The sequence below is a fragment of the Pseudomonas sp. FSL W7-0098 genome (genome assembly GCF_005930585.1).
In the GTDB taxonomy this organism is placed as follows: Bacteria; Pseudomonadota; Gammaproteobacteria; order Pseudomonadales; family Pseudomonadaceae; genus Aquipseudomonas; species Aquipseudomonas bubulae.
In genome coordinates this window covers 11441-33604 of the sequence record NZ_RXHW01000008.1, presented here as the reverse complement: position 1 = coordinate 33604, position 22164 = coordinate 11441, and the positions used below count along the sequence as shown (strand labels likewise).

Sequence of the window (22164 nt, the reverse complement as noted above, 5' to 3'; positions counted from 1 at the left end):
TGAAAACTCCTTAGTAGTGATACCACTTCAGCTCCAGCATCACTTCGTTGATAGGGGTGGTCAGTTTGCTGAACTCACGCTGTGCGCTCAGGCGCAGACCAAGATTTCGCGAAACTTCCCATTGCTGATTAAGGCTCAGGCTACGACGGACTTCACCGTTGGTGAAGTAGTCGCCCTTGGCTTCCAGGCTCAGGTTGCCCACCGGGTTACGCCAAAGAAGCCCGGTATTGAAGCCCGCTGCCGGTGATACAAACGCCGCGAAGTCGTTGTTGTGCTCGATGCGTACCGTACCGAGGGCGAAACCGAGCATATTGTCCGCCAATTGCCAGGTGCCGCCTGCACCGCCATTGACATGACTGACCAGGTTTTCGTCGCCATGTTTGCCGAGTACCCGTTCCAGCCCGCCGCCCACTTGCCATGACCAGGGTTGCAGCAGGTCATTGCGCGGGGTCAGGGAGCGGATATTGGCCAGGTCCAGTTGTTGCACTTGCCACTTGTTGCCTTCGTACTGGCGCAGTTTCAGTTGCAGAATTTCAATCTGCGCGCCCAGGGGAAAGCCCGGTGCGTTGTCGTTGAGGTCGTGGTAAGCCATGCGCAGGCCATATTCGGCAAAGGCCTTGTCGTCACGGCTACCGGCGCCCAGCTGCCAGGTGCGCGACTCGTGGCCGTTTTCAGGCAGTTCGGGTTTGTCGACTTGCAGTTCTGGCGCGGGGTTCTGATTGATCGCCCGTAGCAGTTCGAAACTGCGCTGCGAGCGTGCAGGATCGCGCTCAAGGCCATTGGCCCGGTACCGTTCGAGCCGGTAAGCCGCGTCGATAATCAACGCCTGGCGCGCTTTGGGCAGCGCCTTGAAGGCCGGGGTTTGCAATTGGGCCTGATCGGCGCTGACCTGCAGTACCCATTGCTGCTCTTCTGGATCGAGGGCCTTGGCCCGGTCCAGCAGCTCCCGTTCGCGGGACGGGCGGTACTCGATACTTTCAACCAGTCCGGCTTCCTTGACCGCTTTCACGGTGTCGGTGGGGATCGCGGTCAGCGGAAACTGGGTGGTCAGTTGCAGGCCCGGGCGGGCCACTTGCAGCAGCTCCAGCAGGCGGTAGGAGCAGTTTTCGTCAAAGAAGAAATAGTCGAACTGGATCTGTTTGAGTTCCCACACATGTTCAACCATGCGTTGGGTTTCTTCGGGTGTCAGATTAAGGCGGTATTCCCACAGGTCGCGGTTTTCAAGGCTCCGGTACTCCGAGAGTTTCTCTTGATAGGGCACCAGGGCGAACAGGCCCGGATAGCCACCGGCCAAGCCCTTCCAGGCGTACAGGATGCTGTTGTCGGAACCTTCGATATAGGCACCGAAGTTGATCGCGTAGCTGAGCAGGGCGGTCTTGTTGTCCTGCACATCGGCCTGGTCGATGCGTAACAGGGTATGGCCGAACATGGAGGACGGGCTGTTGAGGTAGGCCGCCGGGAAAATCATCACCGTGCTGTGGGGTGCCACGTCCTTGAACCATTGGCTGAACTCTGCACATTCGGCCTTGGGCAGATCGGTCAGATTCAGTTGGGCCTTGAGCCAGCGGGTACGGGCCGGGTACACGCACTGCGGGTGTTTGTCGCCCAGGCTCAAGGGCGCATACAACGCCTCAACCGTGGCACGCAGTTCGGCATCAGGGTGATGGGCACCCTCGGCGGCGAGAAAGAATTTGTCGTCGCTGACATAGCTTCGCCAGCCGCTCAGCTTGCCGGCTTCGTAGTGCCCCAGCGAAATCCAGAAAGGGTCGTTGGCCAACTGCTGCACACGTTGATCGTCGATATGGGGTGCGGCATACAGCGGGGCGCAGGCACAGAGCGCCAGATAGGCAAGGCGTTTGAGCATGTTCGGCAACTGTTGTCAGACGAAGAGAAGTGAAGCAGGAGAATACCCGCTCCGAGAGGAGCGGGCGGGTCTCATTTACTTACGCCGCGGTGGCGTATTTGGCCAGGCGTGCATCGCCCTTGAGGATGGCCAGAGTATTGCTGTGTACGTCTTCAGCCGTGACATCGGCTTTGCTGAAGATTTGCTGGAAGTGCTCGTGGGTGACGGCGGCGAAATGCTCGCGGTCTTCAGGGGCGACGCCCAGTACCACCGCGTAGGTGGTCAGTGCTTCGCCATTGCCTTTGGCCATGTCTTCGGACAGCTCGTTCATCATGCCATTCATGGCAATCCACGATTTGCCGCCGTAAGTCAGGGCGTCCTTGGTGGTACAGCCGTTGGTGCCGGAGGTCATGCCGAAGGTGGCGTTGCCGGACGTGCCGTTTGTGGTGGATGCCAGGAAGTGGGCAGGAGTGCCGCGCTGGCCTTCAAACAGCATGTTGCCCCAACCGCAGTTAGGGCCGCCCGGTGCCTGGGCCATGGCGTTGAGGGAAACAACTGTAAAGAGAGTACCAAGAAGAATCCGTTTCATAAGCTTTGTTCTCTATAGGTATGCAACCAATGGACAAGGGTTTCTGGCCCTGAAGCGCCAGTACGGGCCGGTTATACCGTCCAGCCGCGTAACAGCTTGGAGTCTAGGCACGATCGGGGGGTTCCGTGGCTTTTTGTAAAACAATCGCTGTTGCTGCACATTTTTGGCCCCTAAACATTGGGGGGCGTGCTTTCCCGTGTTGTTCGCCTTGCCAGTGATGTACAGCCAGCGCCAGAATGCTGCCATCTGCCCCGCCCGATGTAAGGAAGCCCGATGCCTGATTCTGTTGCCACCAGCTTGCGTCTAGCGCCTGATGCGCTAACCCGTCCTTTTTCTGCTGAACAGTTCAGCTTCTCGAACACCAATGATCTGGAGCCTTTTCGCGGCATTCTCGGCCAGGAACGTGCGGTCGAGGCCTTGCAGTTCGGCGTGGCCATGCCACGTCCGGGTTACAACGTTTTTGTCATGGGCGAGCCGGGAACCGGTCGTTTCTCGTTCGTCAAACGCTACCTCAAGGCCGAGGGCAAGCGCCTGAAGTCGCCGAGCGACTGGGTCTACGTCAACAACTTCGATGAGCCCCGTGAGCCGCGAGCCCTGGAGCTGCCGTCCAGTAGCGCTGGTGCCTTTATTGGCGATATCAATCACTTGATCGACAACCTGCTGGCGACCTTCCCGGCAGTGTTTGAACACCCGACGTATCAACAACGCAAAAGCGCGATCGACCGCGGCTTCAATCAGCGTTACGACCGTGCGCTGGATGTGATCGAGCGTCTGGCCCTGGAAAAAGGCGTGGCGCTCTATCGCGACAGCAGCAACGTGGCATTTACGCCGATGAGTGATGGCAAGGCGCTGGATGAGGCCGAGTTTTCGCAATTGCCTGAGGCTGATCGTGAACGCTTCCATGAAGATATTTCCGAGCTGGAGGAGCGACTGAACGAAGAGCTGGCCAGTCTGCCGCAGTGGAAGCGTGAGTCGAACAATCAGCTGCGCCAACTGAACGAAGAAACCATCACCCTGGCCCTGCAGCCGTTGCTGTCGCCGTTGTCGCAAAAATACGCCGAAAATGCCGCGGTTTGCGGTTATCTGCAGGCGATGCAGGTTTACTTGCTGAAAACCGTGGTCGAGCAACTGGTCGACGACAGCAAGACCGACGCCCAGGCGCGCAAGCTGCTTGAAGAGCAGTACCTGCCGAGCCTGGTGGTAGGGCAGCCGCTAAGCGGCGGTGCGCCGGTAGTGTTCGAGCCGCACCCGACCTACGACAACCTGTTTGGCCGTATCGAATACAGCACCGACCAGGGCGCGCTCTACACCACTTATCGGCAGTTGCGTCCGGGCGCCTTGCACCGTGCCAATGGCGGCTTTTTGATTCTTGAAGCCGAGAAAATGCTCAGCGAGCCTTTTGTCTGGGATGCTCTCAAGCGTGCCCTGCAATCGCGCAAGCTGAAGATGGAGTCGCCGCTGGGCGAAATGGGGCGCCTGGCCACCGTGACGCTCAACCCGCAGGTCATCCCCCTGCAGGTCAAGGTCATCATCATCGGTGCCCGCCAGCTGTATTACACGCTGCAGGACCTGGATCCGGACTTCCAGGAAATGTTCCGGGTTCTGGTGGACTTCGACGAAGATATCCCGATGGTTGATGAGAGCCTTGAGCAGTTTGCCCAGTTGCTCACTACACGCACTTCGGAAGAAGGCATGGCACCGCTGACCGCCGGTGCGGTGGCGCGGCTGGCGACCTACAGCGCGCGTCTGGCCGAGCACCAGGGACGTTTGTCGGCGCGTATTGGCGATCTGTTCCAACTGGTCAGCGAAGCGGACTTCATCCGTCACCTGGCGGGCGATGAAATGACCGATGCGGGTCATATCGAGCGTGCGCTCAAGGCCAAGGCAACCCGTACCGGACGAGTCTCGGCGCGTATCCTGGATGACATGCTGGCGGGGATCATCCTGATCGATACCGATGGCGCGGCCGTGGGCAAGTGCAACGGCCTGACGGTGCTGGAAGTCGGCGACTCGGCCTTTGGTGTGCCTGCGCGGATTTCCGCCACGGTGTATCCGGGCGGCAGCGGCATTGTCGATATCGAGCGCGAAGTTAACCTGGGGCAGCCTATCCACTCCAAGGGTGTGATGATTTTGACCGGATACCTGGGCAGCCGTTATGCCCAGGAATTCCCGCTGGCGATTTCGGCCAGCATCGCGCTGGAGCAGTCCTACGGTTATGTCGATGGCGACAGTGCGTCGCTGGGGGAGGCCTGTACGCTGATTTCGGCACTGTCAAAAACCCCGCTCAAGCAGTGTTTTGCCATTACCGGCTCGATCAACCAGTTCGGCGAAGTGCAGGCCGTGGGTGGGGTCAACGAGAAGATCGAAGGCTTCTTCCGACTCTGCGAAGCACGCGGGCTGACAGGCGAGCAGGGCGCGATCATTCCGCAGGCCAACGTGACTACCCTGATGCTGGACGAGAAGGTGCTGCAGGCAGTGCGTGATGGCAAGTTCCACGTCTATGCCGTGCGTCAGGCCGATGAGGCCCTGAGTTTGCTGGTGGGTGAGCCTGCGGGAGAGCCGGATGCAGAGGGACAATTCCCGGAAGGCAGCGTCAATGCCCGGGTAGTCGAGCGGTTGCGGGTGATTGCTGAAATGATCAACGACGACGACCTCAAGGAAGCCGAAAAGGAGTTGCTGGCGGAAGCCCTGGCAGCGAAAAAACCGGCCTGATCCTGAATCTGTGAATATTCAGTTGCCGGTCAAGCCCTTCTGTGGGAGCGAGCCTGCTCGCGAACGACCTTCGCGAGCAGGCTCGCTCCCACAGTTGAGGTTTTCCTGTAGCAATTGGCGTATTCACGATCGCTTTGCCACTGGACGTCGTCCCCGGCAAGGGCTACCCGCCCCTCTTGGGCAAGCCGTTGGTCATTGGTGACTTTTCATACGCAAATTTTCTTCTATTCTCAGGTCATGGACACCACTGTCGTCACCGGATCGATGCAGCCCGTAGTCTGCGGCTGAAGACAGACTCTACCGAGGGTCGCCGTCATGTCGCGCAACCTTTGCCTTACTCGCCAATGCTTGGGCCTGGTGACCCGTATTGAATGCAGCATTCGACCGCTGGCAGGCAACAACGGGATGTGGACACTGCTCTTCGCCGCCGGCCTGGCAGGCGAACAACCCTCAACGATCAAGGCGCAGGGCCCGTTTCCCGGGCCGTTCGTGGCCGAAACCATTCTTGAATCAATCGTTGAAAGCCTGACCCTGCATGGCTATGAACTCGCCAACGACCCGCAGATCTGGTGCCTGCATGTGCAGGCCCAGTTGCGGCAGATCAATGGTGGGCGTTGCCACGGTTAGGCAGCGTTTTATTGTGGCGTGCTGGCTTCAGGGGCTTTGTCGAGTTTGACTTCAAATCCGTACTCGACAGGGTTCAGCGCGGTGCGGGCATAGCTTTCCAGTCGGGTCGGCTGGCCATAAAAGTAGTGCACGTCAAATACGGCCGCCCCATCGGGTTCGCTGCTATGGCTGACTGCGGCCACTTCCTTCAGATAATTACCCGTGTCGTCCTTGGCATAAAAGCGCCAGGCCTCGGCCGGGAACACTTTTTGATCAACGATCAGGGCATTGCCCTTGAGTTCAAGGCCTTTGGGCAGGCGAGTGATATCCAGCTCTTGCTTGTCGATGTCGGCAATAAACAGGGGGATTGAGCCCACCGCATAGGCTGGCGTCTCGGGGAACAGGTTGAGGTCGTAGGTGATAACGCCTGCATGCGGGTCCACATCGAAGGCTTCGGCGGGCAGTTCCAGTGGCTCGCTGCGATTACCGTTGTCGTCTTCAGCAAAAAAGGTCACCGGCGCGTCAGACGTGTCCGGGAGCGTACCGAGCATTTCACCGTTGAAAGTGGCAGGGTGGCTGAACTCAAGGGACGCGGCACTGGCATCGTCCACCGACTGGCTGATCACCACGCTTTTTTCCAGTTGCTCGGGTGCCAGCGTGGCGTCTTTCAAATAGTTGGCGGCCTGATCGTCATACACCACGACGTTGAGCGGCAGGGGCTGTATGTCTTTGCTCAGCACGTTTTTGTCCAGTGTACGCACAGGCAGGTCGAGGGACTTGCGGGTGACATTGGCGGTTGAGAAATCGAGCACGTTGATATCGACATTTTCCACGGTACCGTTGAAGTACACCTTGCTGTAGTGATGCGGGTGCTGCTGATCGAAGGCCTTTTGCTCGTTATCCAGTTGTTGCTCGAAAGCGTCACTCCAGGCAGTTTGCTTGAGCATTTCGGCCAATTGCTGCTGATAAAACGCCAGTTGTTCGACGTTTTCGTTGATTGAGCCTGAGCGAGTCAGGAACTGCCCGGTACGGTCGCGGGCCTGGATGATCAGCGGATTGAGCGGGGTGTCACGCACTTGTTCGGCCAGTGCAGCGCTGTTGACGATATCCACTTCGGCAAAGTTCTTGCCCAGTGCCAGCAGGGTTACGCTGATCGTGCCGTGGGTGCTGGCTTTACCCACGTCCTTGGCAGTGAGGTTGAAATTGACCACTTTGCCCGGCGCGATGACTTCGACTTTGCCGTGCAGTGTCAGGGGTTGAGGTTGTTGGGTGTTGGCGGTTTCAACCCCGTCGATATAGGGGTAAGTGACGGTCAGGTCGTCAGGGTTGCTCAGGTTGGCGCTGGAGGGGCTCAGCTGGATGCCGGGATCGCTCTCGGACCATTCCGGCGCAAAAGGCACCTCTTGCTTGTTGCTCAGGGTTACCGACTGCCATTCCAGCGCATGGGGGAACGGGAACTCGGATGCACTGTTAAGCGGGAACGGGAAGACCGGCTCCAGGTCCGTCAGGTAATCGGAACTTGTATTTTTGCGCAGTACAAACAAACCGTTGATATAGGTATCGGTAAGCGCCTGGCTGCTCGGGTAGTGCTTGAGCACCGCCAGGTCGTCGGCACCGTATTCGGTTTCTATCGGCTTGTCTTGCAGCTTGAGGCGTGCCCGTTCGAGCAACAACAAGGAGCCGCCGAGGTCGGCCACAGCATCCTTGAGCTGCTGATCCTTGATCCCGTCCAGGCTCTGTTCGAACGCTGCGCTGCGTTCCTCAAGGCTGGCCTGCTGATGTTCGTCGTCAGGAGAGCAGCCGCCGACAGCGAGCAAAGCCATCGAAAGCCCAAAACAAGCCAGGGGGAATCGCAGATCCATGGTTCGGTTTTCCTGTCCGTAAACAATGCTGAGAGGGTGGACACTAGCAGAAAATGTTTTTACAGGCTGTTTCCAAGCCTTTAACACAGTGCTTTTCGCACTGATATACTCGCGCCCATTTTGTAATAGCCTGTGAGATTCAATGGAACGCTTTATCGAAAACGCAATGTACGCCTCGCGCTGGATTTTGGCGCCTATTTACTTCGGGCTCTCACTGGGCCTGCTGGCTTTGGCATTGAAGTTCTTTCAGGAAGTGTTTCACGTAATCCCCAACGTGTTTGCGCTAACTGAGTCTGACTTGATCCTGGTCATTCTGTCGCTGATCGACATGGCGCTGGTAGGCGGTTTGCTGGTCATGGTGATGATTTCCGGTTATGAGAACTTTGTTTCGCAACTGGATATCGACGAGCACAAGGAGAAGCTCAGCTGGTTGGGCACCATGGACTCCACCTCGCTGAAGATGAAAGTCGCGGCATCGATTGTGGCCATTTCGTCGATCCACCTGCTGCGGGTGTTTATGGACGCGCGCAATATCGAGACCGAGTACCTGATGTGGTACGTGATTATTCACATGACCTTTGTGGTGTCGGCGTTTGCAATGGGCTATCTGGACAAGCTGACCAAACACTGAAGCCAACCCCGGGCTGCGAAGGCTTTGGGGGCTGTGGTAGTCTGCTGGCCCTTTTTTGGTTCAGGGTGTTCGGGGTCGCGGTTGACGCGGCTTCTTTCCGGCCCCTCCACAGCGGAGCAGTGTTATGTCCGAAGTAAATCTGTCGACCGACGAAACCCGCGTCAGCTACGGCATTGGCCGCCAGTTGGGCGACCAGTTGCGCGACAACCCGCCACCTGGCATCAGCCTGGATGCAATCCTGGCTGGTCTGACTGACGCCTACGCAGGCAAGGAAAGCCGTGTAGGCCAGGAAGAAATGTCGGCTAGCTTCAAGGTGATCCGCGAGATCATGCAAGCTGAAGCCGCTGCCAAGGCAGAAGCTGCTGCGGGCGAAGGCAAGGCTTTCCTGGCTGAAAACGCCAAGAAAGACGGTATCACCACCCTGGCTTCCGGCCTGCAATTTGAAGTGGTAACCGCGGGTGAAGGCGCCAAGCCATCCCGTGAAGACACCGTACGTGTTCACTACCACGGCACCCTGATTGATGGCGCTGTGTTCGACAGCTCCTACGATCGTGGTCAGCCGGCTGAATTCCCGGTTGGCGGCGTGATCGCTGGCTGGACTGAAGCCCTGCAACTGATGAACGCCGGTAGCAAATGGCGCATCTACGTGCCGAGCGAACTGGCCTACGGCGCCCAAGGCGTTGGCAGCATTGCTCCGCACAGCGTGCTGGTATTCGACGTAGAGCTGCTGGACGTTCTGTAAGAACCCCGCGTTTTAACGTTGGCTGCGGGTTTGCTGGCAAACCCGCAGCTACACCGGTGCCGTCATATCTGTATCTTGGCGTGGTGCGGGTGAGTGTCAGTCGTGCCGCAAGGGCGCAATGCCCGGGCATAGCAGAACAGAAACAGATTGCGCACCAACTCCTTGAGCACCACCGGCTCGCTGGAATTGAGGCCGTTGAAATCCAGGTCGCCCTGATCCTGTAGCTCGCTTAGTGCTTCTTCTTCCAGTACCGCACAGACTTCCCCGGTTTCCCGATGCAGGATTCGCAGATAAGGGTGTGGACGGTCCAGCCAGGCATCAATTAAATAAGTCATGGTCGTCATCTCCTTGATGAATACCAATGAGAATAATTCTTATTCAATTAATAGCAAGTGCCTATTGGCGGATTTCTGATCTTTCTGCGTTAGAACTGCTGGGGATCAAGGTTGCTGGCTTTTTGATGTTGCTGGGCGGGGGAGGGTGTAGCACCTTCCTGCGCAGGGCACAGGAAGGCATGCAGCAGAATCAGACCTTGCGTACGAACTCGGATTTGAGTTTCATCGGGCCAATGCCATCGATCTTGCAGTCGATATCGTGGTCGCCGTCGCACAGGCGGATATTCTTGACCTTGGTGCCCACTTTAACCACCAGGGAAGTACCCTTGATTTTCAGGTCCTTGATCACGGTGATGGTGTCACCGTCGGTCAGTACGGTGCCTGCGGAGTCTTTGTAGACTTTCACGTCATCGGCTGTTTCAGCGTCGCCACTGGCAGACCACTCGTGGGCGCATTCCGGGCAGATCAGCTGGGCGCCGTCTTCGTAGGTGTATTCGGAATTGCATTTTGGGCAGGGTGGCAACGTGCTCACTCAAAGCTCCTTAAGAGTCAGGATGGCTAAAAGGCACGTATTGTATAGGGTTTTAGTGCGAGGCGGGTAATGGCGGGGCAGATTGACCCTGTGGGAGCGGGCTTGCCCGCTCCCACAGGCAGTCAGTGCGTGCGTGCTACAGCAAACTCGCTCAGCTCAACCAGCGCATCGCGGTATTCGCTTGGCGGCAAGGCTTCGAGGCACACAATGGCGCGGGCCACGAAGTCGCGAGCCAGCCGGGCGGTGTAGTCCAGGGAACCAGAGGCCTCAACGGCTTCGCGAATGCTCTCCAGGTCCTCGATACCGCCTTTCTGGATCGCTTTGCGCACCAGGGCTGCCTGTTCAGGCGTACCTTCACGCATGGTGTAGATCAGCGGCAGGGTCGGTTTGCCTTCGGCCAGATCGTCACCGACGTTCTTGCCCAGGGTTTCGGCATCGCCACGGTAGTCGAGCAGGTCGTCCACCAGCTGGAATGCCACGCCCAGGTGATCGCCAAAGGTGCGCAGCGCTTCGCTCTGTTCCGGCGTGGCACCGGCCAGCGCTGCAGCGCTGTGGGTCGAAGCCTCGAACAGCATCGCGGTCTTGCCGCGGATGACTTCCATGTAGGTTTCTTCAGTGGTGCTGGCGTCGCGCACTTTGGACAGCTGCAATACTTCGCCTTCGGCGATGATGCGGGTGGCTTGCGACAGGATTTTCATCACTGGCATCGAGCCCAGCTCAACCATCATCTCGAAGGAGCGCGAGTACAAAAAGTCGCCGACCAGTACGCTGGGGGCATTGCCCCAGGTAGCATTGGCAGTCTTGCGGCCACGGCGCATGCCCGACATGTCGACCACGTCGTCGTGCAGCAGGGTGGCGGTGTGCAGGAACTCAATGGTGGCGGCCAGCAGGCGCAAGTCGTCGCCTTCGCGACCCAGGGCCTTGCCACACAGCAACACTAATAAAGGACGCAGGCGCTTGCCGCCGGCCGAAGTAATGTAGTCGCCGATTTTTGAGACCAGCGGTACGCGTGAAGTCAGCTGCTTCTTGATGATGCCATCGACGGCGCTAAAATCGTCCGCCACCGCGCGGTAGAAAGCTTGGGGTTGCATCAGCGACAGGTGCTCCAGAAGGGTTGCGCGGCATGCTAGGTCGGGGGGCTGGGCCTGTCAAGGCGGATGGACGGCCCCTTGCAAGCCTGACTTGCCTTGCGTACAATCGCGCACCCTGAACTTCCTGGGCAGCACCTGCCTTACGCAATTGCATCTGGGCCGTTCCAGCCCCATGCAGCCATGCCAGCCAATACCTTTACCTATAAAGCGCTGGGTGAGCAGGATTATCGGAGAAATACCATGTCGTACGCAGTAATCGTTACTGGTGGCAAGCAATACAAAGTAGCTCCAGGTGAATACCTGAAGATCGAAAAACTGGAAATCGCTACCGGCGAATCCGTAACTTTTGATCGCGTTCTGTTGGTCGCCAATGGCGATGACGTGAACATCGGCGCTCCAGTTGTACCTGGCGCCACTGTTGTGGCTGAAGTGATCTCCCAAGGTCGTCACGATAAAGTCCGCATCATCAAGTTCCGTCGTCGTAAGCACCACATGAAGCGTATGGGCCACCGCCAGTGGTACACCGAGATCAAAATCACCGGTATTCAGGCTTAATTTCAGCCTAATTCCTCACTAGGAGAATTGACTCATGGCACACAAAAAAGCTGGTGGTAGTACCCGTAACGGTCGCGACTCAGAAGCCAAACGCCTTGGCGTGAAGATGTATGGCGGCCAGGCTATCATTCCGGGCAACATCATCGTGCGTCAGCGCGGCACCCAATTCCACGCTGGCTACGGCGTTGGTATGGGCAAAGATCACACCCTGTTCGCGAAAGTGGAAGGCGTGATCAAGTTCCAGGTTAAAGGCGCCTTCGGTCGTCGCTATGTAAGCATCGTTCCGAAGACTGCAGTCGTCGCGGCGTAATAGCTTGGTAGCTGGAAGAGCCCTGTCTTGCGACGGGGCTTTTTCGTTTGTGGGGTGAGTCTCTTGCAAAACTGTTTGTATGGGCTGCTGGCGCTGGATTTAACGGTCGTTGATTGAGGTCGCTGCGCTCATTTTTGCAAGAGTCTTATGTCTTGGTTTTTATCGGCTCGTCCTGATGACGAGAGGCGCGTTTTGTTATGAAGTTTGTAGATGAAGTATCGATCAAAGTAAAAGCAGGCGACGGTGGTAACGGTTGCATGAGTTTCCGTCGTGAGAAGTTCATCGAAAACGGTGGGCCAAACGGTGGTGATGGCGGTGATGGCGGCTCGATCTACATGGTCGCCGACGAAAACCTCAACACCCTGGTTGACTACCGTTACACCCGTCACTTTGACGCCCAGCGTGGCTCGAATGGCGGCAGTACGGATTGCACCGGTCGCAAGGGTGAGGATCTGGAGCTGCGTGTTCCGGTCGGCACTACCGTGATCGACGCTGGCACCCAGGAAATCATTGGCGACCTGACCAAGGCCGGCCAGCGTTTGCTGGTGGTGCATGGCGGTTGGCACGGTCTGGGTAATACCCGATTCAAATCCAGTACCAACCGTGCGCCACGCCAGACCACACCGGGTAAGCCGGGTGAGCAGCGTGACCTGAAACTGGAGTTGAAGGTGTTGGCTGACGTTGGCCTGTTGGGCTTGCCGAATGCCGGTAAAAGTACCTTTATTCGTTCGGTGTCTGCGGCCAAGCCAAAAGTGGCGGATTATCCGTTCACCACCCTGGTGCCAAACCTGGGTGTGGTCAGCGTGGATCGCTGGAAGAGCTTTGTGATCGCCGATATTCCGGGTCTGATCGAAGGGGCTTCCGATGGTGCTGGCCTGGGGATCCGCTTCCTCAAGCACCTGGCGCGTACCCGTCTGTTGTTGCACCTCGTTGACATGGCGCCGGTTGAGGGTAGCGAGAGCGCTGCTGATACCGCGGAAGTCATCGTTAACGAACTGACCAAGTTCAGCCCGTCGCTGGCTGAGCGTGATCGTTGGCTGGTGCTGAACAAGTGCGATTCGCTGCCACAAGACGAGCACGAAGCGCGCGTCAAGGAAGTGGTTGATCGCCTTGAGTGGACTGGCCCGGTTTACGTGATCTCGGCCATTGCCAAGATCGGTACCGAAAAGCTGTGCCACGACATCATGCGTTATCTGGAAGATCGTGCTGATCGTCTGGCTGCTGACCCTGCCTACAAGCAAGAGTTGGCCGAGCTGGATCAGCGTATCGAAGATGAAGCGCGTGCGCAGTTGCAGGCGCTGGATGACAAGCGTGCCCTGCGTCGCAGCGGCGTGAAGAGCGTCCATGACATCGGTGAAGATGACTGGGACGAAGAAGATGTTGATGATGAAGATGGTCCGGAAATCATTTACGTCCGCGACTGATTCGTTGCAGTAAACTACAGCGCCGCTCAATGAGCGGCGTTTTAGCATCTACGATTTGGTAATCAAAAATAATTCCATGGGTGGCGCTCGGTCGCGCTGCTCTCAGGCATAGGTTGGATGATGATGCGGAGCAAGGTGACGGGTGCGCAGCGCTGGGTCGTGAAGATCGGCAGCGCGTTGCTGACAGCGGATGGCAAGGGCCTGGATCGCGCGGCGATGGGCGTTTGGGTTGAGCAGATGGTGGCGTTGCACGAGGCTGGCGTAGAGCTGGTGCTGGTGTCTTCGGGTGCGGTTGCGGCCGGAATGAGCCGCTTGGGCTGGACGGTGCGACCGAGTGCCATGCACGAGCTGCAAGCTGCTGCGGCTATTGGTCAGATGGGGTTGGTGCAGGCCTGGGAGTCGAGCTTTGCCGAGCATTCCCGGCATACCGCGCAGATCCTGCTGACCCATGACGATCTGTCTGATCGCAAACGCTACCTCAATGCCCGCAGCACCCTGCGTGCGCTGGTGGAATTGGGCGTGATCCCGGTCATCAATGAAAATGACACGGTGGTCACGGACGAAATCCGCTTCGGTGACAACGATACGCTGGCCGCGTTGGTGGCTAATCTGGTCGAGGCTGATCTGCTGGTGATCCTGACCGATCGCGACGGCATGTTTGATGCTGATCCGCGCAACAATCCTGATGCCAAGATGATCTACGAGGCGCGTGCCGATGATCCGGCGCTGGATGCAGTGGCAGGCGGTACCGGTGGTGCGTTGGGGCGTGGCGGCATGCAGACCAAGTTGCGTGCGGCGCGCCTGGCGGCGCGTTCCGGTGCGCACACGATCATTGTGGGTGGGCGTCTGGAGCGGGTGCTGGATCGTCTCAAGGCGGGCGAGCGACTGGGTACCTTGCTGTCCCCGGAGCGTGGCCTGCTGGCTGCGCGCAAGCAGTGGCTGGCCGGGCACTTGCAGACCCGTGGCACGCTGGTGCTGGATGAAGGCGCTGTGGCGGCCTTGTCCAAGGGCAATAAAAGCCTGTTGCCTGTAGGGGTCAAGGCGGTTCAGGGCGGTTTCCGTCGTGGCGAGATGGTGGTGTGCGTCGCGCCGGACGGGCGGGAGATCGCTCGTGGCCTGGCGAACTACAGTGCTGCTGAGGCGCAAAAAATTATCGGGCAATCGTCGGATGCGATTGTCGGCTTGTTGGGTTATATGGCGGAACCTGAGCTGGTTCATCGCGATAACCTGATTCTGGTTTGAATTTGAGGTGTGGTATGCGCTTGATTGGCGGTTTATTGGGTTTGATGTTGGCGATGCCGCTAATGGCCTCGGCGGAAGAAATTGGCTCGGTGTCGACGGTCTTCAAATTTGTCGGGCCTAATGATCGTATCGTCGTAGAAGCATTCGATGATCCCAAGGTAGATGGCGTGACTTGCTACCTTTCTCGTGCCAAGACGGGTGGCATGAAAGGTGGTCTGGGTTTGGCTGAAGACCGCGCCGAGGCGTCGATTGCCTGCCGTCAGACCGGGCCGATCAGCTTCAAGGGTGACCTGAAAGAGGGTGATGAGGTGTTCAAGGAGCGGACTTCGCTGGTCTTCAAGACCATGCAGGTGGTGCGTTTCCTGGATAAAAAGCGTAATACGCTGGTGTATCTGGTGTACAGCGACCGTCTAATTGAAGGTAGCCCGCAGAATGCGGTGACGGCAATTCCGATTTTGCCGTGGCCACACGAGTAACGGTCTTCAAGAAAAGCCGCGCTGGTCGCGGCTTTTTATTGTGCGGATTTTACCGGCTCTGTAGCAGCTGCCGAAGGAACGAGGCTGCGTTCGGCGGCGGAGCCGTCGTAAAACCGGGTTTTGCTGTGTGTCAGACAAGCTTGGGTTTGAATATTTGCGGTCGCTGCGCAACCGAACGCAGCCTCGTTCCTTCGGCAGCTGCTACAAGGGTGTCGCTTAAATCGCAGGCAATAAAAAACCGACCCTAAGGTCGGTTTTTTAAAAAGCTTATCGCTTAAGCAGCAGTCGCAAGGTTCAACGCCTTGACGTGGCCATTCAGGCGGCTCTTATGGCGAGCAGCTTTGTTCTTGTGGATGATACCTTTATCGGCCATACGGTCGATAACAGGAACAGCCAGAACATAAGCAGCTTGCGCTTTAGCAGCGTCTTTTGCGTCGATGGCTTTAACTACATTCTTGATGTAGGTACGAACCATGGAACGCAGGCTGGCGTTGTGGCTGCGACGCTTCTCAGCCTGTTTTGCACGTTTTTTGGCGGAAGGTGTGTTGGCCACCGTCGAGCTCCTCGAAAGACTTTTGGGAAATAACAAACAAAATAGGCCGCGAATCATGCCGATGACGAGAACTCTTGTCAAGGGCGTTTGATGCGATCCGCTGAGTGGTGGATCGAGGCAGACGGGATATTTATTTCCGGCGCTTGACCTGTAAACTCGCGAGCTTGGCTCTGTGCTGTTGCGGCGCGCAGTATCGCATAAGTGGGCGCTTTGTTCGCCTGCTCTTTCTCTATAGGCAAAAACTCTTTCAATGAATTTGCTCAAGTCGTTGGCTGCCGTCAGCTCAATCACCATGATTTCCAGGGTTCTGGGCTTCATTCGCGACACCATTATTGCCCGTGCCTTCGGTGCCGGAATGGCCACGGATGCATTCTTTATTGCCTTCAAACTGCCAAACCTGCTGCGCAGGATCTTCGCCGAGGGCGCTTTTTCCCAGGCCTTTGTGCCGATTCTGGCCGAGTACAAAAGCCAGCAGGGCGAGGAGGCGACCCGCACTTTTGTCGCTTATGTCGCCGGGCTTTTGACCCTGGTGCTGGCCATTGTCACCGTGCTGGGCATGGTGGCGGCCCCCTGGGTCATCTGGGCAACGGCCCCGGGGTTCGCCACGACCCCTGAAAAATTCGAGCTCACCAGCGACATGCTGCGGGTCACCTTCCCTTATATCCTGCTGATCTCGCTGTCATCCCTGGCGGGGGCGATCCTCAATACCTGGAACCGTTTTGCGGTACCGGCCTTTGTGCCGACCCTGCTTAACGTCAGCATGATTGTGTTTGCGTTGTTCCTGACGCCGTATTTCGATCCGCCGGTGATGGCTCTGGGTTGGGCCGTGCTGGTGGGTGGTCTGGCGCAGTTGCTGTTTCAACTGCCACACCTGAAAAAGATCGGCATGCTGGTGCTGCCAAGGCTCAATTTGCGCGATACCGGCGTGTGGCGGGTGATGAAACAGATGCTGCCAGCCATCCTTGGGGTCTCGGTCAGTCAGATCTCTCTGATCATCAATACGATATTTGCCTCATTCCTTGTGGCTGGATCGGTGTCATGGATGTACTACGCGGACCGTCTAATGGAGTTGCCTTCAGGAGTGCTGGGGGTGGCGCTGGGCACCATCCTGCTGCCAACCCTGTCCAAGACCTACGCCAACAAAGACCGTCAGGAGTATTCGCGTATTCTCGACTGGGGCTTGCGCCTGTGTTTTGTGCTGGTGCTTCCATGTTCCCTGGCGCTGGCCATCCTGTCCGAGCCGCTTACCGTTTCGCTATTCCAGTACGGCCAGTTCACGGCGCTGGATGCGGCCATGACCCAGCGTGCATTGATCGCTTATTCGCTGGGCCTGCTCGGAATCATCATTATCAAGGTGTTGGCGCCAGGCTTTTATGCACAGCAAAACATTCGCACGCCAGTCAAAATAGCGGTATTCACCCTGGTGGTGACGCAGTTGCTCAACCTGGTCTTTATCGTTCCGTTGCAGCATGCGGGGCTGGCGTTGGCCATCAGCGTAGGCGCCTGTATCAATGCCGGGCTGCTGTTCTGGCAGTTGCGCCGGCAAAAGCTGTTTGTCGCCCAGCCGGGCTGGACCAAATACCTGTTCAAGCTGGTGCTGGCCGTAGCCGTGATGTCGGCGGTATTGCTGGGCTTGATGCACCTGATGCCGGCCTGGGATCACGGCAATATGCTGGAGCGCTTTATTCGTCTGGGCGGCTTGGTTGTCGCGGGCGTGCTGGCGTATTTCGGTATGCTGCTGCTGTTGGGGCTGCGTTTGAAGGATTTCGCCCGCAAGTCACTTATGTAAGCTAATGACGGGTCAGACGTCGATTTTGTCGAATTGACCCGATTTGCCTTGCGCTGTTGCCTGTCGTACTGGGCCGGGTGTGGTTATAATCGACCACTTTATGAGCAAGAAGCGCGTTATGCAGCTGGTTCTAGGCCTTCACAATCTGCGGCCCCAGCATCGGGGCTGTGTCGCCACTATTGGCAACTTTGACGGTGTACACCGTGGTCACCAGGCTATCCTGGGCCGGCTGCGTGAGCGTGCACTGGAGTTGGGCGTGCCCAGCTGCGTGGTGATTTTCGAGCCGCAGCCGCGCGAATTCTTCGCCCCGGATACGGCTCCTGCACGTCTGGCCCGGTTGCGCGACAAGCTGCAACTGCTGGCAGACGCCGGAGTCGACCGGGTGCTGTGCCTGGCGTTCAATCAACGTCTGTGCAAGCTCAGCGCCGCCGAATTCGTCGATACCATTCTGGTCGACGGCCTGGGCGTGCAGCATCTGGAGGTCGGTGACGACTTCCGTTTTGGCTGCGATCGCGTCGGCGATTTTGACTTTTTGCAGCAGGCTGGCCAGATGCAGGGTTTCACCGTCGAGGCGGCGCAAACGGTTGAGCTTGATGGCGTACGCATCAGCAGCACCAAGGTGCGTGATGCTCTGGCCAGTGCCGACTTCTCCCTGGCAGAGCGTTTGCTGGGGCGCCCTTTTCAAATCGCTGGCCGGGTATTGCACGGGCAAAAACTGGCGCGCCAGTTGGGCACGCCGACCGCCAATATCCAGCTCAAGCGTCGTCGTGTGCCGTTGACCGGGGTGTACCTGGCCAGCGTCGAGATCGACGGTAAAACCTGGCCCGGCGTCGCCAATATCGGCGTGCGGCCAACCGTAGCAGGGGATGGCAGCGCCCATCTTGAAGTACATCTGTTGGATTTCGCCGGCGATCTGTATGGTCGGCGTTTGAACGTGACATTCCACCACAAGCTGCGTGATGAGCAGCGTTTCGCCTCCCTGGAGGCGCTCAAGACGGCGATCAATGCGGACGTCGCCGCCGCCCGAGCCTTTTGGCTGGGTCAACCGCTTAAAAAGAGCCTGAAATGACCGACTACAAAGCCACGCTAAACCTCCCGGACACCGCCTTCCCAATGAAGGCCGGCCTGCCACAGCGCGAACCGCAAATTTTGCAGCGCTGGGACAGCATTGGCCTGTACGGGAAGTTGCGCGAGATTGGCAAGGATCGTCCGAAGTTCGTACTTCACGACGGTCCTCCGTACGCCAACGGCACTATCCATATCGGTCATGCGCTGAACAAGATTCTGAAAGACATGATCATCCGCTCCAAGACCCTGTCGGGTTTTGACGCGCCGTATGTGCCGGGCTGGGATTGCCATGGTTTGCCGATTGAACACAAGGTCGAAGTGACCCACGGTAAAAACCTGAGCGCGGATAAAACCCGCGAGCTGTGCCGTGCCTACGCCACCGAGCAGATCGAGGGGCAGAAATCCGAGTTCATCCGTCTGGGTGTGCTGGGTGATTTCGCCAACCCGTACAAAACCATGGACTTCAAAAACGAAGCCGGTGAAATCCGTGCTTTGGCTGAGATCGTCAAGGGCGGTTTTGTGTTCAAGGGCCTCAAGCCGGTGAACTGGTGCTTCGATTGCGGTTCGGCCCTGGCTGAAGCTGAAGTTGAATACCAGGACAAGAAGTCTGCGGCCATCGACGTTGCCTTCCCGGTTGCCGACGAAGCCAGGCTGGCAGAGGCCTTTGGTCTGGCGGCACTGAGCAAACCTGCTTCGATCGTGATCTGGACCACCACCCCGTGGACCATTCCGGCCAACCAGGCGCTTAACGTACACCCGGAATTCACCTACGCGCTGGTCGACGTGGGCGACAAGTTGCTGGTACTGGCTGAAGAACTGGTCGAATCGAGTCTGGCGCGTTACAACCTGCAGGGTTCGGTCATCGCGACCACCACTGGCTCAGCGCTTGAACTGATCAACTTCCGTCACCCGTTCTATGACCGTCTGTCGCCTGTTTATCTGGCCGACTACGTTGAGCTGGGTGCTGGCACTGGTGTGGTTCACTCGGCTCCAGCCTACGGCGTAGACGACTTCGTGACCTGCAAAGCCTATGGCATGGTCAACGACGACATCATCAACCCGGTGCAAAGCAATGGCGTTTACGTGCCGTCGCTGGAGTTCTTCGGTGGCCAGTTCATCTGGAAGGCCAACCAGAACATCATCGACAAGCTGATCGAAGTCGGTTCGTTGATGTTCACCGAGACCATCAGCCACAGCTATATGCACTGCTGGCGCCACAAGACGCCGCTGATCTACCGTGCCACCGCCCAGTGGTTTATCGGTATGGACAAGCAGCCGACTGATGGCGATACCTTGCGCACCCGTGCGCTGCAAGCGATCGAAGACACCCAGTTCGTTCCGGCCTGGGGTCAGGCGCGCCTGCACTCGATGATCGCCAACCGCCCGGACTGGTGCATCTCGCGTCAACGCAACTGGGGCGTGCCGATCCCGTTTTTCCTGAACAAGGAAAGCGGCGAGCTGCACCCGCGCACCGTCGAAATGATGGAAGAAGTGGCCAAGCGCGTTGAAGTCGAAGGCATCGAGGCGTGGTTCAAGCTGGATGCTGCCGAGCTGCTGGGCGACGAAGCGCCGCTGTACGACAAGATCAGCGATACCCTGGATGTATGGTTCGATTCGGGCACCACGCACTGGCATGTTCTGCGCGGTTCGCACCCGATGGGTCACGAGACCGGCCCGCGTGCCGACCTCTACCTTGAAGGCTCCGACCAGCACCGTGGCTGGTTCCACTCGTCGTTGCTGACCGGTTGCGCCATCGACAACCACGCTCCGTACCGCGAGCTGCTGACCCACGGTTTTACCGTGGACGAAGCGGGCCGCAAGATGTCCAAGTCGCTGGGCAACGTGATTGCACCGCAAAAGGTCAACGACACCCTGGGCGCCGACATCATGCGTCTGTGGGTTGCCTCGACCGACTACTCGGGCGAAATCGCGGTTTCCGACCAGATCCTGCAGCGCAGTGCGGACGCCTACCGACGTATCCGCAATACCGCACGCTTCCTGCTGTCGAACCTGACCGGTTTCAATCCAGCCACCGACATCCTGCCTGCCGAAGAAATGCTGGCACTGGACCGCTGGGCGGTGGATCGTGCGTTGCTGCTGCAACGTGAGCTGGAGCTGCATTACGGCGAATACCGTTTCTGGAACGTGTACTCCAAGGTGCACAACTTCTGCGTTCAGGAGCTGGGCGGTTTCTATCTCGACATCATCAAGGACCGCCAGTACACCACCGGCGCCAACAGCAAGGCTCGCCGTTCGTGCCAGACCGCGCTGTTCCACATCTCTGAAGCGCTGGTGCGCTGGATCGCTCCGATCCTGGCGTTCACCGCTGATGAGTTGTGGCAGTACCTGCCGGGCGAGCGCAACGAATCGGTGATGCTCAACACCTGGTACGAAGGCCTGACTGAACTGCCGGAAGGCACCGAACTGGATCGCGCCTACTGGGAGCGAACCATGGCGGTCAAGGTTGCGGTCAACAAGGAAATGGAAAACTTGCGCGCAGCCAAGGCCATTGGCGGTAACTTGCAAGCAGAAGTGACCTTGTTCGCCGAAGATCAGCTGGCTGCTGATTTGTCCAAGTTGAGCAACGAGCTGCGTTTCGTGTTGATCACCTCCACTGCCAGCGTTGCGCCTTTTGCGCAGGCTCCAGCAGATGCCGTGGTTACCGAAGTGGCTGGCCTCAAACTCAAGGTGGTCAAGTCGGCCCATGCCAAGTGCGCCCGTTGCTGGCACTGCCGTGAAGACGTAGGCGTTAACCCCGAGCACCCTGAAATCTGCGGTCGTTGTGTAGACAATATCAGCGGCGCTGGTGAGGTACGTCACTATGCCTAATACCAGCACTACCGGGCGCTTCGGGCGCCTGGGCTGGCTCTGGTTGACTGTGCTGGTCCTGGTCATTGACCTGACCAGCAAGGTCTACTTCGACAATTCGCTGCAGATGTACCAGCAGATTGTGGTGATTCCCGACCTGTTCAGCTGGACCCTGGCTTACAACACCGGTGCGGCCTTCAGCTTCCTGGCGGACAGTGCCGGCTGGCAGCGCTGGCTGTTTGCCCTGATCGCGGTCGTGGTCAGTGCCGTGCTGGTGGTCTGGCTCAAGCGTCTGGGGCGCAATGACACCTGGTTGGCCATTGCCCTTGCCCTGATTCTGGGCGGCGCACTGGGTAACCTGTATGACCGTATTGTCTACGGTCATGTGGTCGATTTCATTCTGGTGCATTGGCAAAATCGCTGGTACTTCCCTGCGTTCAACTTCGCCGACAGTGCGATTTGCGTAGGTGCCGTGATGCTGGCACTGGATATGTTCAAAAGTAAAAAGCCCGAGGAACCCGCTCATGACTGAGCAGCGTATTGGTCAGAACACGCAGGTCACTCTGCATTTTGCTTTGCGTCTGGAAAATGGCGACACCGTTGACAGCACCTTCGACAAATCCCCGGCCACTTTCAAGGTGGGTGATGGCAGCTTGCTGCCAGGGTTTGAAGCGGCGTTGTTCGGTTTCAAGGCGGGTGACAAGCGCACACTGGAGATTCTTCCGGAAAACGCCTTTGGCCAGCCTAACCCGCAAAACGTGCAGATCATTCCGCGTTCGCAGTTCAAGGACATGGAGTTGTCGCAAGGTTTGCTGGTGATCTTCAACGATGCGGCCAATACCGAGCTTCCGGGTGTGGTCAAAGAGTTCGATGACGAGCAAGTCACCATTGATTTCAACCATCCGCTGGCAGGTAAAACCCTGACCTTCGACGTGGAAATCAAAGACGTTCAAGCGCTGTAATCCAGTGCCCGGCTGCGGCCGGGCCTGATTGGCA

21 protein-coding genes are annotated in these 22164 nt (G+C 57.9%); 14 read left to right on the top strand and 7 right to left on the bottom strand.

Annotation, left to right across the window (positions count from 1 at the left end; genetic code table 11):
* Positions 1-10: 10 nt before the first annotated feature.
* The gene (locus tag FHL07_RS15785) at positions 11-1864 is read right to left on the bottom strand and encodes an Lnb N-terminal periplasmic domain-containing protein (protein WP_094999357.1); all 1854 of its coding nucleotides are present in this window, start codon (positions 1862-1864) and stop codon (positions 11-13) included.
* 79 nt (positions 1865-1943) lie between these two features.
* Entirely contained in the window at positions 1944-2432 is a 489-nt protein-coding gene (locus tag FHL07_RS15780; protein WP_029611228.1) for a DUF3015 domain-containing protein, read from the bottom strand.
* 273 nt (positions 2433-2705) lie between these two features.
* Between FHL07_RS15780 and FHL07_RS15775 the strand changes: the two genes are divergently transcribed.
* Both FHL07_RS15775 and FHL07_RS15770 read left to right on the top strand, forming a co-directional pair.
* The gene (locus FHL07_RS15775) at positions 2706-5144 is read left to right on the top strand and encodes a Lon protease family protein (protein ID WP_138738680.1); all 2439 of its coding nucleotides are present in this window, start codon (positions 2706-2708) and stop codon (positions 5142-5144) included.
* A gap of 315 nt (positions 5145-5459) precedes the next feature.
* Positions 5460-5771 carry a PA4575 family protein gene (locus FHL07_RS15770; protein ID WP_094999355.1) on the top strand — a complete coding sequence of 104 codons (312 nt, stop codon included), beginning with the start codon at positions 5460-5462 and terminating at the stop codon, positions 5769-5771.
* Between the two features lie 8 nt (positions 5772-5779).
* Here the strand turns inward: FHL07_RS15770 and FHL07_RS15765 are convergent, their stop codons facing one another.
* Positions 5780-7612 (bottom strand): hypothetical protein, encoded by a 1833-nt coding sequence (locus tag FHL07_RS15765; protein WP_138738679.1) that lies wholly within the window; start codon positions 7610-7612, stop codon positions 5780-5782.
* Positions 7613-7754: 142 nt separating this feature from the next.
* Between FHL07_RS15765 and FHL07_RS15760 the strand changes: the two genes are divergently transcribed.
* Together FHL07_RS15760 and FHL07_RS15755 are read left to right on the top strand one after the other, a co-directional pair.
* Positions 7755-8243 (top strand): TIGR00645 family protein, encoded by a 489-nt coding sequence (locus FHL07_RS15760; RefSeq protein ID WP_016779412.1) that lies wholly within the window; start codon positions 7755-7757, stop codon positions 8241-8243.
* A 124-nt stretch (positions 8244-8367) separates the two neighbouring features.
* Entirely contained in the window at positions 8368-8985 is a 618-nt protein-coding gene (locus tag FHL07_RS15755; RefSeq protein WP_138738678.1) for an FKBP-type peptidyl-prolyl cis-trans isomerase, read from the top strand.
* Positions 8986-9047: 62 nt separating this feature from the next.
* On the opposite strand, the gene FHL07_RS15750 is transcribed toward FHL07_RS15755, so the two are convergent.
* From FHL07_RS15750 to FHL07_RS15740, 3 genes are all read right to left on the bottom strand, one after another.
* Positions 9048-9320 carry a PA4570 family protein gene (locus FHL07_RS15750; protein WP_094999353.1) on the bottom strand — a complete coding sequence of 91 codons (273 nt, stop codon included), beginning with the start codon at positions 9318-9320 and terminating at the stop codon, positions 9048-9050.
* 190 nt (positions 9321-9510) lie between these two features.
* Positions 9511-9852 (bottom strand): zinc ribbon domain-containing protein YjdM, encoded by a 342-nt coding sequence (locus FHL07_RS15745; protein ID WP_094999352.1) that lies wholly within the window; start codon positions 9850-9852, stop codon positions 9511-9513.
* A gap of 122 nt (positions 9853-9974) precedes the next feature.
* The gene (locus FHL07_RS15740; RefSeq protein ID WP_095021257.1) at positions 9975-10943 is read right to left on the bottom strand and encodes a polyprenyl synthetase family protein; all 969 of its coding nucleotides are present in this window, start codon (positions 10941-10943) and stop codon (positions 9975-9977) included.
* A 240-nt stretch (positions 10944-11183) separates the two neighbouring features.
* Between FHL07_RS15740 and rplU the strand changes: the two genes are divergently transcribed.
* The 5 genes from rplU to FHL07_RS15715 all read left to right on the top strand — a co-directional run bounded on the left by rplU (position 11184) and on the right by FHL07_RS15715 (position 14950).
* A complete protein-coding gene (gene rplU, locus FHL07_RS15735; RefSeq protein ID WP_007901869.1) occupies positions 11184-11498 on the top strand; it encodes a 50S ribosomal protein L21 in 315 nt (104 codons plus the stop codon).
* Between the two features lie 34 nt (positions 11499-11532).
* Entirely contained in the window at positions 11533-11808 is a 276-nt protein-coding gene (gene rpmA, locus FHL07_RS15730) for a 50S ribosomal protein L27 (RefSeq protein ID WP_003443913.1), read from the top strand.
* A 197-nt stretch (positions 11809-12005) separates the two neighbouring features.
* Positions 12006-13232 carry an Obg family GTPase CgtA gene (gene cgtA / locus FHL07_RS15725; protein WP_094999350.1) on the top strand — a complete coding sequence of 409 codons (1227 nt, stop codon included), beginning with the start codon at positions 12006-12008 and terminating at the stop codon, positions 13230-13232.
* 123 nt (positions 13233-13355) lie between these two features.
* A complete protein-coding gene (gene proB / locus FHL07_RS15720; protein WP_019824017.1) occupies positions 13356-14474 on the top strand; it encodes a glutamate 5-kinase in 1119 nt (372 codons plus the stop codon).
* A 14-nt stretch (positions 14475-14488) separates the two neighbouring features.
* Entirely contained in the window at positions 14489-14950 is a 462-nt protein-coding gene (locus tag FHL07_RS15715; RefSeq protein ID WP_094999349.1) for a CreA family protein, read from the top strand.
* A 274-nt stretch (positions 14951-15224) separates the two neighbouring features.
* Here FHL07_RS15715 and rpsT read toward each other — a convergent pair whose 3' ends face one another.
* Positions 15225-15503 carry a 30S ribosomal protein S20 gene (gene rpsT / locus FHL07_RS15710; RefSeq protein WP_003443902.1) on the bottom strand — a complete coding sequence of 93 codons (279 nt, stop codon included), beginning with the start codon at positions 15501-15503 and terminating at the stop codon, positions 15225-15227.
* A gap of 250 nt (positions 15504-15753) precedes the next feature.
* Here rpsT and murJ point away from each other — a divergent pair, with 250 nt between their 5' ends.
* The 5 genes from murJ (at position 15754) to fkpB (ending at position 22130) form a co-directional block, all read left to right on the top strand.
* Positions 15754-17292: a murein biosynthesis integral membrane protein MurJ gene (gene murJ, locus FHL07_RS15705; RefSeq protein ID WP_095018378.1), complete on the top strand. Its 1539-nt coding sequence runs from the start codon at positions 15754-15756 to the stop codon at positions 17290-17292.
* A gap of 118 nt (positions 17293-17410) precedes the next feature.
* A complete protein-coding gene (gene ribF / locus FHL07_RS15700) occupies positions 17411-18361 on the top strand; it encodes a bifunctional riboflavin kinase/FAD synthetase (RefSeq protein WP_138738677.1) in 951 nt (316 codons plus the stop codon).
* Positions 18358-21189 (top strand): isoleucine--tRNA ligase, encoded by a 2832-nt coding sequence (gene ileS / locus FHL07_RS15695; protein ID WP_138738676.1) that lies wholly within the window; start codon positions 18358-18360, stop codon positions 21187-21189. The genes ribF and ileS overlap by 4 nt, the downstream gene beginning before the upstream one ends.
* The gene (lspA, locus tag FHL07_RS15690) at positions 21182-21700 is read left to right on the top strand and encodes a signal peptidase II (RefSeq protein ID WP_094999345.1); all 519 of its coding nucleotides are present in this window, start codon (positions 21182-21184) and stop codon (positions 21698-21700) included. The genes ileS and lspA overlap by 8 nt, the downstream gene beginning before the upstream one ends.
* A complete protein-coding gene (gene fkpB, locus FHL07_RS15685; RefSeq protein ID WP_086795845.1) occupies positions 21693-22130 on the top strand; it encodes an FKBP-type peptidyl-prolyl cis-trans isomerase in 438 nt (145 codons plus the stop codon). Before lspA ends, fkpB begins: the two co-directional genes overlap by 8 nt.
* Positions 22131-22164 lie beyond the last annotated feature (34 nt).